Genomic DNA, 11149 nt, shown 5'->3' with positions numbered 1-11149 from the left:
TCACTTGCTCTCGATCTCGGCCAGTTCGGCGAGAAGCGTCAGCAGCCCGCGCGTCGCCACCCGCTCCCCCACCTTGAGCGCGCCCTGCACGGAGGCGAATTGCGGCGTCTCTGAGACGAGCGTCACCGGAATGGCGCGGAAGCCCTCGGTTACGCGCACGAAGACCCAGTTGTGGTTGCGATGGCTGATCACCGCATCCGCCGGCACGCGCCACTGCGAGGCGCCGCCGCCCTTGACCCGGAGGATCGCCGTGACCGCCTGCCCCGGCCGCAGCGGACTGCGTCCCGGCCGGAATTCCGCCACCGCCGTCACCGACTGCGTCGCCGAGTCGACCGTATGGCCGATGCGGATCAGCCGGCCCTCGAGCCCTGCGGAGGGCAGATGGACCTTTTCGACGCTCTCGAGCGCGACCGCGCGGCTGAGCGGCACCTGCAGATTGACCCAGATGGGATCGAGCCGGGCGATGGTCACAAGCGGAGCCGAGGCCTGCACGCGCTCGCCCGTCGTGCCGTGCCGCTGGAGGATCGTGCCGCCGATCGGCGCGCGGACGAGCAGCGAGCTTGCGAGCTTGCGGTCCTTTTTCAGTTCGGCGATCTCGCTTTCGGTCATGCCGGCGAGCGCCAGGATCTGGGCGCGCTCGTCCAGCGTGGAGCGGGCCTGCGTCGCCTCGGCTCGGGTTACGATCAGCCGGCGCTCGGCGATGATCTTCTCCTTGAAGAGTTGCTCGTCGCGCCGAAGCTTTTCCGCCATCAGATTGGCGTCGGACAAGGCGTGGAGATAGGCGCGCTGGAATTCGACGAGCTCCGAGGATTTCAGCGTCGCGATCGGATCGCCCTCCTTCACGTCTTCATCCGGCGCGACGAGCAGCGTCTCGACGAGTCCGGCCGCCGGGGCGGCCACGATGCGCAACTGCTGTGGCGGCACGGTGACGACGCCCGGCACCACGATCTCGCCGACGCCTGATTCGGGCTCGACGGGCTGGGTCTCGATTCCCGCGGCATGAATCTGCGCCTCGGTCAGCGGGGCGACCATCTCCAGCGGGGCGGAGGGCTCGCTCGGCGCCGCCACGCCGGCCTGCCCGTTCGGCGCGGCGCCGAAGGCCGGCGCGGCGACAGTCAAGGCGAGGAGAAGGCTGAAGAGAAGATTCCACGGCATGTGAGGAGGCGACACTCCGGGGGGCGCGAGTGGCGGCGATCCAGGCTGACAGCGCCCACATGAGCCGCAATGACGCTGGTCGGCGTCCACTCCTTGACTTTGGCCGCCTTCGCAGGCGAGCTCAAGTCCTAACAGAAGATTAACGCGTCTTTCCAACGGAAAATAGTCTCCCCGAGGGCGGCGGGAGCGCGGCCGGTCGCAAATCGCTCGCGGCTCACTATATTTTGCGGCAACGACGATTCGCTCGCCCGAGGATTTCATGCGTCACCCCGAAAATGTGGCCGTCCGCCTGGCCGATTACCGCGCCCCCGATTTTCTCATCGACGCCATCACGCTCGACGTTTCGCTCGACCGGACGGCGACAAAGGTGGTCTCGCAGCTCTCGCTTCGGCGCAATCCCAAGGGCGCCCCCGGCGCGCCGCTGAGACTCGACGGCGACGAATTGTCGCTTGTCGGCGTGAAACTCGACGGACGCCTCCTCGGCCCGCAGGACTATACCGCCACCCCGGACGCGCTGACGCTCTCCTCGGTTCCCGACGCACCCTTTACGCTCGAGATCGAAACGCGGATCAATCCCGCCGCCAATACGCAACTTTCGGGCCTTTATCGCTCGGGCTCCGCCTATTGCACGCAATGCGAGGCGGAGGGCTTCCGCCGCATCACCTATTTCCTCGACCGGCCCGACGTTCTGAGCGTCTATACGACGCGCATCGAGGCCGAGAAGGGCGAAGCGCCCGTTCTCCTCGCCAACGGCAATCCGGGCGAAGCGGGCGACATTCCGGGAACCGGGCGCCATTTCGCCGTGTGGCGCGATCCCTTTCCCAAACCTTCCTATCTCTTCGCGCTCGTCGGCGGCGATCTCGGCGTATTGCGCGACAGTTTCACGACCATGTCGGGACGCAACGTCGCGCTCGCCATCTATGTGGAGCACGGCAAGGAGGACCGCGCCGGCTACGCCATGGACGCGCTGAAACGCTCCATGCGGTGGGACGAGGAGAAATTCGGCCGCGAATACGACCTCGACGTATTCAACATCGTCGCCGTCTCCGACTTCAACATGGGGGCGATGGAGAACAAGGGCCTCAATATCTTCAATGACAAATATGTGCTCGCCTCGCCGCAGACGGCGACCGACGCCGACTATGCGGGCGTCGAGGCGGTGATCGCGCATGAATATTTTCACAACTGGACCGGCAATCGCATCACCTGCCGCGACTGGTTCCAGCTCTGTCTGAAGGAAGGTCTGACGGTCTTTCGGGACCAGGAGTTTTCCGCAGACATGCGCTCGCGCGCGGTGGAGCGCATCAGCGACGTCAGGGGCCTCAGGCTGGCGCAATTCCCCGAAGACGGCGGGCCGCTCGCCCATCCGGTGCGCCCGGACGTTTATCACGAGATCAACAACTTCTACACGCCGACCGTTTACGAAAAGGGCGCCGAGATCGTGCGCATGCTGCGCACGCTGATCGGCGGAGAGGATTTCCGCCGGGGCATGGACCTCTATTTCGAGCGGTTCGACGGAACGGCGGCCACCGTCGAAGATTTCCTGTCCTGCTTCGCCGACGCCGCCGGCCGCGACCTGTCGCATTTCGCGCTCTGGTACAGTCAGGCGGGCACGCCGATCGTGACGAGCGAAAGCGCCTATGAGCCGGACGCCAAGACATTCGCGCTCGTCCTGCGGCAAACGACGAATCCGACGCCCGGCCAGCCCGAAAAGAAGCCCGTGGTCATTCCCATCGCCCTCGCCCTCTTCGGCGAGAACGGGGAGAAGCTCGATCTGACGAGCCGCGACGCACGGCCCGACGAACTGGCGCGCGGCCTCTTCGAACTCGCCGGGAGCGAACGCCGGATCGTGTTCGAGAACGTCCCCTCGCGTCCCGTGGCCTCGCTCCTGCGCGGTTTTTCGGCCCCGGTGCGACTCGAGCCCGCGCCCGGGAGCGCCGACCTCGAACGGCTGCTTGCGTTCGACGACGATTCCTTCAATCGCTGGCAGGCGGCGCAAAGCCTTGCGCTGCGCGCGATTTTCGAGCGCGTCGCCGCGGCGCGCGCCGGGCTCGCCGCGCCACAGGCTCAGGGCTTCGTGGCCGCGCTGCGCGCCCTGCTCGCGGGCGCCGACGCGGACCCCGCCTTCGCGGCGCAGGCCCTGTCGCTGCCGTCCGAAATCGACCTCGCCCGCGAAGCCGGGACGCATGTGGACCCCGACGCCCTGTTTTCGGCACGCATGGGGCTGCGCGCCGAGATCGGCCACGCGCTTCTTCTCGAGGCCGAGGCCGCCTATGCGCGATTCTCTGAAGACAGCCCCTACAGGCCCGACGCCGCCGGGGCTGGAAGGCGGGCGCTCAAGGCCGTGGCGCTCGACCTCATCGCCGCCGGCGCCCCCGAGAAGGGCGCAGCTTTTGCGCAGAGCCAGTTTGCCGCGGCCGGCAACATGACCGACCGCCTGTCGGCGCTCTCCACCCTCGCGCTCCTCGGCGGGGATGCGCGCGAGGCGGCGTTCGAGGCTTTCTACCGGCAGTTCGCCGACGATCCGCTCGTCCTCGACAAGTGGTTCGCGCTTCAGGCCACGATCCCCGAGCCCGCGACGACGGAGCGGGTCATCCGCCTCATGTCGCATCCCGATTTCGCCATGACGAACCCCAACCGCGTGCGTGCGCTGATCGGCGCCTTCGCCAACGCCAATCTCACCCGATTCCACGCGCTGGACGGCTCGGGCTACGACCTCTTGACCCGCGTGGTCCTCGAACTCGACCCGAAAAACCCCCAGCTCGCGGCGCGCCTTTTGTCTTCGCTCCGCGCGTGGCGCACGCTGGAGCCGCGCCGGCAGGCGCTCGTCGAGGCGCGTCTCAGACAGATCGTCGCACAGGAAGGCCTGTCCGCAGATACACGGGACATTGCAACGCGGGCGCTGGCTTGACGCCCGCGCCCCAACTTTTTCGAGGGGCGTTAACCGGCAATTAAGCTCTGGACAATTTCCGCTCGAGAGATTCGAATGGAGGTGATTCGGGCGCGTCCCAGCCCATTCGCAACATCGCCAGATTTCGGAGACATTGGATGGCGCGCGTCCCCGCAGCTCGGGCGATGAGTCACGCGGAAACGGTTTGGGGCGCCTCTCGGTTCGACGGCCAGGGCGAGAAGGAGCCCAAAGAGGGGCTCTGGCTCAAACGCGCCGCCTTCGCGGTCTCCGCCGTCTGCCTGATCTCGCTCGCGGCCTTCGCCTTCACGCTGACAAACGCAATGCAGGACCGGATCGTCGAGGAGACGACGGCCGATTTTGAGCTGTTCGCGCGCGCGGTCTGGCACGATCTGCGCGACCACATCGGGGCGGATCCGCGAAAGCCGCTCGGTGAACCTTTGGACAGGATTTTGCCCGGCCGCGCCACGGCGCGCGGGCGGCGCATTCTCGTCACCGACGACCGTGGCCGGGTCGCGGCCGCCTTTCCTCCGCTCGACCGCAAGAGCGTCACGCTGACCGATGTGCTGGGCCCCGAGCAGGTGCTGACCGAATTCGCCGACAAGGCGGGCGTCATGCGCATCAGGCTCGCCGATGGAACCCCTGCGCTCGCAACGGTGCAGAAACTCCCCGCGCCCTACGGGCAGGTCGCGTTGATCTACCCGCTCGACAATGTGCTCGGCGAATGGCGCGCCGTCGCCGCCCATTATTCGGTGATTTTCAGCCTTGCATCGCTGATGTTGCTTGCCATCGTCTACGCCTATGTCCGGCAATCGCGCCGGCGGCAGGCGGCCGAGGCCGTCAACGCCGTCATTCGCCGCCGGCTCGACGCGGCGCTGTCGCGCGGCCGCTGCGGCCTTTGGGATTGGGACATTGCGCGCGGACGCATCTACTGGTCCGACTCGATGTATGAACTTCTCGGGCTCCCGGCCGAGCGGCGCTGCCTCTCCTTCGGCGAACTCAACGACCTCGTGCATCCCCATGACGGCGACCTGTCCGTCATCGCCGAAATGGTGTCGTCGTCGCGCGGCAAGATCGTCGATCACGAATTCCGGGCGCGCCACGCCGATGGTCGGTGGATCTGGCTGCGCGCCCGCGCCGAGATCATGCAGGACCCGGACGGCCGCCACCTTGTCGGCATCGCCGTCGACGTCTCGGAGCAAAAGGCCCTCGCGCAGCAGACCGCCGCCGCCAACATGCGCCTGCGCGACGCCATCGACGCCATTTCCGAAGCCTTCGTCCTGTGGGACGCGCAGAATCGGCTCGTCGTCTGCAATTCCAAGTTCCTCGATCTCCACGGGCTCGCGCCCGACGCCGCCATCGCCGGCGAAAGCTATGCGCGGATCATGATGCATGCGAAGGCGCCGGCCGTGCAGACTGAGACCTCGCCCGCCGAGCGGCGCGCGCAGGACGCGCGCACCTATGAGGCGCGGCTCGCCGACGGGCGCTGGCTCCAGATCAACGAGCGGCGCACCAAGGACGGCGGCTATGTGTCGGTGGGCGCGGACATCACCGCCCTCAAACGCAATCAGGAGAAGCTCATCGAATCCGAGCGCCGCCTGACGGCGAGCGTCGCCGACCTCACGAGGTCGCGCCAGACGCTCGAAATGCAGGCCCAGCAGCTCGCGACGCTCGCCGAGCAATATCATCATCAGAAGGCGGAAGCCGAGGCCGCCTATCTCGCGAAGTCGGAATTCCTGGCCAATATGAGCCATGAGCTGCGCACGCCGCTCAACGCCATAATCGGATTTTCCGAGATGATGCTCGCCGAGCCCTTCGGCGCGCTCGGCTCGCCCAAATACGTCGAATATTGCAGCAACGTCCGTCAGGGCGGCGCCTATCTCAACGAAGTCCTCTCCGACATTCTCGACATGTCGCGGCTCGAGGCCGGGCTGGTGCGCCTCGCCGAGCGCGAGGTCGACGTCGCCGACGCGGCCCGCCGCGCCATCGAGGCCTGGCGGCCGCGCGCCGCCGAGAAGAAGATCACGATCATTCTCGAGGCGGACGAAAAACTGCGTTGCGTCGGCGATGAGGCGGCGATCGTCAAGGCGCTTGGCGTTTTCCTGTCGAACAGCATCAAATTCACTGACGCCGGCGGCTTCGTGCGGCTGCGCGTGCGCCATCACGGCGAGTCCATCGCCTTCTTCGTCGAGGACACCGGGCGCGGCATCGATCCGCTCGCTTTGCCCAAACTCGGCCGCCCCTTCGAGCAGAGCGCGGGCGTCATGGAGAATGGCATGAAGGGCTCCGGGCTCGGCCTCGCCATCGCCCGCGCGCTCATCGATCTGCATGGCGGCGCGCTGCGCATCCGCTCGCGGCTCGGCCTTGGCACGGTGACAATGATGCGGCTCGCCTGCGCGCAATGCGCCGGCCGGAACGTCACGCCCCTCGTGGCGCGGCCCGCCCAGAATGCGCCGGCGCAAGCCGCGCCCGCCCAGAATGCGCCGGCACAAGCCGCGCCCGCACAAGCGCCGAAAGGCCCGGTCTATGCGCGCTCGCGGGAGACGGCCGTCGCGGCGCGGGTCGCCGGCAGCGACAGCACGACACGCAAGCCCGGCCCATTGTCCTCGATGCGCAGCGCGCCATGATGCAGGCGGGCGACGGCCGCCGCCATGGAAAGGCCGAGGCCGGAGCCCGGCCGCGAGCGTGAATTCTCCAGCCGCACGAAACGCCCCACCACCCGATCGCGATCCTGCGGCGCAATGCCGGGGCCATGGTCCGCGACAGTGATCTCGACACGGTCCGCGACGCGCCGCGCGCCCACGTCGATGCGCGGGTTTTTGCCCGACGCGCCATATTTGAGCGCATTATCGACGAGATTGACGACGGCCTGGCCGAGAAGCTCCCGGCTGCCCGTGACGGCGAGGCCCAGCTCTGTCTTCGCCTCCAGCCGAACGCCCTGCTCTTCCGCGACCGGCTCGTACATTTCCGCGATGTCGCTCACCACGGCGTCAGCGTCATAGGTTGCAAGATTGTCGCTCGAATAGCCGGCCTCCGCGCGCGCGATCATCAGCAGCGCGTTGAAGACGCGGATGAGGCTGTCCGATTCTTCGATGACCGCCATGAGGGCCTCGCGATGCTCGCCGTTTCCCGAGGCGCCGCGCAGCGCCGCTTCGGCGCGGTTGCGCAGGCGGGTCAGCGGCGTCTTGAGGTCATGCGCTATGTTGTCCGAGACCTCGCGCAGCCCGGTCATCAATTCCGAAATGCGCTCCAGCATGGCGTTGAAATTCTCGGCGAGCCGGTCGAGCTCGTCGCCGGCGCCGGAAACCGCGAGCCGCTCGTGCAGATCGCCCGCCATGATGCGCCGCGCCGAAGCCGACATCACATCGACGCGTTCGAGCATGCGATGCGCGACGAAGAGGCCGCCGAGAGCGCCGACCAGCGCGAGCCAGAACAGCGAGACGCCAAGCGCCCGGCGCAAAATGCCGCGCAGCACTTCGTGGTCCTCGATGTCGTGGCCGATAAGCAGGCGGAAGCCGCCGGGAATGAGGAACAGGCGCATCAGCGCCGGATGCATTTCGCCGGGTTCGCCGCGCCGCTGATAGGGCGTTTCGACCAGCTTGGAGCCGCCGACGGGGCCTGCCGCCGGCGGTTCGATATTGCCGACGATCACCTCGCCCGAATGCGTGGTGAGCAGGTAGAGCGAGCCGCCCGGCGCGCGCACGCGCCGCTCCAGCGCGTTGGTGAGCTGATGCAGCCCGCCTTGCGCATATTGCTCCGAGAGCGCGCGGATCTCGGCGTCGACCGTCTGCTCGATCTGCTCGTCGAGCACCTCCTTCACCCGCGCGCCGACGCGGGTCAGCACGAGGCCGGCGCCGATGGAGAAGAGGATGAGATAGGCGAGCGACAGCTTGAAGGCGGTCGTCCGAAAGAGCTTGCCGACTTTTCCGATGAACAAGGGCGCTTTCCTGTCTCATGCCGGCGGGGGCCGGGCCGTTCCGCCACGATATGGGGAGCGGGCGTCGATTTTTCTCGGCGCGGGCGAGCGCCGCCGCGCGGTGGGAACTCTGTGCGCCTCGAAGACGTTGGTTGCCCGAGGGGCAGTCAAGGTTAATCGCCATGAAAAAGAGGCTCAAATCCACTCTACTGGGGCTTCTCTGCGCATCGACCGCGCTGAGCGCCCTGCCGCCCGAGGCCCTTGCGGGGCCGATGAGCGTCGCCTCGCCCGAAACGGTCGGCATCAAAGCGCCGATCACGGACGTGCACTACTATCGCCGATACTGGGGCCACCGCCATTGGGGATGGCACCGACATCGTTATTATCGGTGGGGATACTATCGGCCCTATCGCTGGGGCTACTATCGGCCATGGGGCTATTACCGTTCGGCCTACTATCCCTACTACGGTGGATACGACCCGGCCGGCGCCATATTCGCCAGCGCCGCGCTTGGCCTGATGGGCGCCGGCATCGCCGCCGCGACCGCCCCGCGCTGGGGTTGGGGATGGGGTCCCGGCTGGGGCGGCTGGGGCGGCTGGGGCTGGGGCGGCGGCTGGTGGTGACCCGCCGGCCCTGACATCCGCGACGGCGGCTACCGCATGCCGTCGCGGATCATGTAGCCCGCGCCCCTGATCGTGTGCAGCAGAGGATTCTCGCGCCCCTTGTCGATCTTGGCGCGCAGCCTGGAAATATGCACGTCGATGACGTTGGTCTGCGGATCGAAGTGATAGTCCCAGACATTTTCCAGCAGCATGGTGCGGGTCACGACCTGCCCGGCGTGTTTCATCAGATATTCGAGCAGCCGGAACTCGCGCGGCTGGAGCACGACCTCCTGCCCGCCGACGGTCACCTTGTGCGAGAGCCGGTCGAGCTCCAGATCGCCGACGCGGTAATGCGTGTCCTCGCCGCGCGGGCCGACGCGGCGGCGCACCAGCGCCTCGACGCGGGCGAGCAGTTCGGAAAAGGCGTAAGGCTTGGGCAGATAGTCATCGCCGCCGGCGCGCAGGCCCTTCACCCGGTCGTCGACCTGCCCCAGCGCCGAGAGAATCAGCACCGGCGTCTCGACCTTCTGCTCGCGCAGACTCGAGATGAGCGAGAGGCCATCCATCTTGGGCAACATGCGATCGACGAGGAGCACGTCATAATCGCCTTCGCGGGCGCTCGCATAGCCATCCAGCCCATCCGCCGCATGGTCGGCGACATGGCCCAGTTCGCGAAACGCCTTGACGAGATATTCAGCCGCTTCGCGGTCGTCTTCGATAATCAGGATGCGCATCGCGCCCATCATAACCGACCTTGTGAAAAAACGGCAGGCCGGCGCGGGGGCGCCGACCTGCCCACGACGGGCCAGGAGGGGACTGGCTACCGTCGCTCTCCTTTGCGCGGGACCGTCTGCGGGCGGGTGCAGTCTCGCGGTCCACCTCGCAAGAAGCTCCTTTTCAAGCTCGGCCTAGCCGGCGCTCTGCTTCACGGGCACGGCGATGAATTTCGACCCATCCGCGGATTTCACCCGCAGCAGAATCGAGCGCCGTCCTTCCTTCCGGGCGCCGTCGATGGCGTTGGAGAGATCGGACCGCGAATTCACCGGCTGGCCGCCGGCCTCCACGATCACGTCGCCCCGACGCAGACCCTTTTGCGCGGCGGCGCCGCTTGGATCGATGTCGGTCACATAGAGGCCTTCGCCGCGGCCGCCGCGAACCTCCGAGGCGGGCGCGACCTCGATCCCGAGGCTTGCGACCTGCGAACCGCCGGACGGTCCGCCCGTGTCCTCGTCATCGGCGCGCGCCTCCCGCTCCTCCGGGAGCTTGCCGAGCGTCAGTTTGGCGCTCTTCTCGGCGCCGTTGCGCAGATAGGTGAGATCGACCGTCTTGTTCGGCCCCATCGCTGCGATGCGGCGCGCGAGATCGCGCGGGCTCTCGATCTTGTCGCCATTGACCGCCACGATCACGTCGCCCGCCTTCAGACCCGCGGCCTCCGCCGGCGCGCCCTTCTGCGGCTGAGCGATGAGCGCGCCCTTGGTCGACTTGAGGCCGAGACTGTCGGCGATCTCCGGCGTCACCGGCTGGATCTTCACGCCGATCCAGCCGCGCGACACGACGCCCTTCTCCTTGAGCGCGGTGATGACGTCCTTGGCCACTTCGGCGGGGATGGCGAAGCCGATGCCGACCGAACCGCCCGAGGGCGAATAGATCGCCGTATTGACGCCGACCACGGCGCCGCGTTCATCGAAGGCCGGGCCGCCCGAGTTGCCGCGATTCACCGGCGCGTCGATCTGGAGGAAGTCGTCATAGGGGCCGGCGCCGATGTCGCGCCCGCGCGCCGAGACGATGCCCGCCGTAACCGAGCCGCCGAGACCGAAGGGATTGCCGACCGCGATCACCCAATCGCCGACGCGCGGCTGCGTCCCCGACCATTCGACATAGGGAAGCTTGGCGCCGTCACTCACCTTGAGCAGCGCGAGATCGGTGCGCTTGTCGGTGCCGATCACCTTCGCGGGCAGCGAGCGGCCATCGTCGAGCGCCACCTCCACGTCGCTTGCGTGCTCCACGACGTGGTTATTGGTGACGACATAACCGTCGGCGCTGATGATGAAGCCCGACCCCTGCGACTGGGTCATGTGTTTTTGCGGAACCTCGCCGCCGAAGCGCTTGAAGAAGCGATACATCGGATCGTCGGGCGAGAGCTCCTGCCCTTCGAAGGGGCTGTGAGACTCTTCATACGCCTTGACCTTGATTGCGACGACGGCGCCCTTCACGCGCTCGACGACATCCGCGAAAGAGGACGGACCGACGGGCGCGGACAGTGTCGCCGGCGCTTCAGCGAAAGCCTTTCCGACAGGCGCGCCAATGGCGGCGCCGAAAGCGAGCGCCCCGGCGGCGCCCATCAGCGCGAAGCGCGAGGCGCGGCGGCGCGGTTGCGCCGACATGCGGGAGCTGCGCTCGGTAATCGGATGATGCATGTCAAAAACTCTCCATTCCTGCGGCGAAGGCTTCGGGAAGCCCGGAGCGCATCGGCTCCTGCCGCCGCTGCAACAGGAAAATGGAGGCGAGGCGCTTGCCGTCCAATGGCCGCCGGATGAAACTTTCGTAAGGGGCGCTGGCTAAACGCTT

7 protein-coding genes are annotated in these 11149 nt (G+C 67.3%); 3 read left to right on the top strand and 4 right to left on the bottom strand.

Annotated elements, in window-relative coordinates; genetic code table 11:
• Window positions 1-1155: an efflux RND transporter periplasmic adaptor subunit gene (locus WOC76_RS07495; protein ID WP_341107902.1), complete on the bottom strand. Its 1155-nt coding sequence runs from the start codon at window positions 1153-1155 to the stop codon at window positions 1-3.
• Between the two features lie 259 nt (window positions 1156-1414).
• Between WOC76_RS07495 and pepN the strand changes: the two genes are divergently transcribed.
• A complete protein-coding gene (pepN, locus tag WOC76_RS07490; protein WP_341387841.1) occupies window positions 1415-4066 on the top strand; it encodes an aminopeptidase N in 2652 nt (883 codons plus the stop codon).
• 137 nt (window positions 4067-4203) lie between these two features.
• Window positions 4204-6690 (top strand): PAS domain-containing sensor histidine kinase, encoded by a 2487-nt coding sequence (locus tag WOC76_RS07485; RefSeq protein WP_341107904.1) that lies wholly within the window; start codon window positions 4204-4206, stop codon window positions 6688-6690.
• On the opposite strand, the gene WOC76_RS07480 is transcribed toward WOC76_RS07485, so the two are convergent.
• Window positions 6588-7994, bottom strand: coding sequence for a sensor histidine kinase (locus WOC76_RS07480; protein ID WP_341108823.1), 1407 nt, complete (start codon window positions 7992-7994; stop codon window positions 6588-6590). The genes WOC76_RS07485 and WOC76_RS07480 overlap by 103 nt on opposite strands.
• A gap of 167 nt (window positions 7995-8161) precedes the next feature.
• Between WOC76_RS07480 and WOC76_RS07475 the strand changes: the two genes are divergently transcribed.
• Entirely contained in the window at window positions 8162-8602 is a 441-nt protein-coding gene (locus tag WOC76_RS07475; protein ID WP_341107906.1) for a hypothetical protein, read from the top strand.
• 29 nt (window positions 8603-8631) lie between these two features.
• Here the strand turns inward: WOC76_RS07475 and WOC76_RS07470 are convergent, their stop codons facing one another.
• Together WOC76_RS07470 and WOC76_RS07465 are read right to left on the bottom strand one after the other, a co-directional pair.
• Window positions 8632-9315, bottom strand: coding sequence for a response regulator transcription factor (locus tag WOC76_RS07470; protein ID WP_341107907.1), 684 nt, complete (start codon window positions 9313-9315; stop codon window positions 8632-8634).
• 174 nt (window positions 9316-9489) lie between these two features.
• On the bottom strand, window positions 9490-10998 hold the full coding sequence (locus WOC76_RS07465) for a Do family serine endopeptidase (protein WP_341107909.1): 1509 nt from the start codon (window positions 10996-10998) through the stop codon (window positions 9490-9492).
• Window positions 10999-11149 lie beyond the last annotated feature (151 nt).

The organism is Methylocystis sp. IM3 (assembly GCF_038070105.1).
In the GTDB taxonomy this organism is placed as follows: Bacteria; Pseudomonadota; Alphaproteobacteria; order Rhizobiales; family Beijerinckiaceae; genus Methylocystis.
Note: the sequence above shows the minus strand (reverse complement) of the source record. Positions and strands in the feature narration are given on the sequence as shown.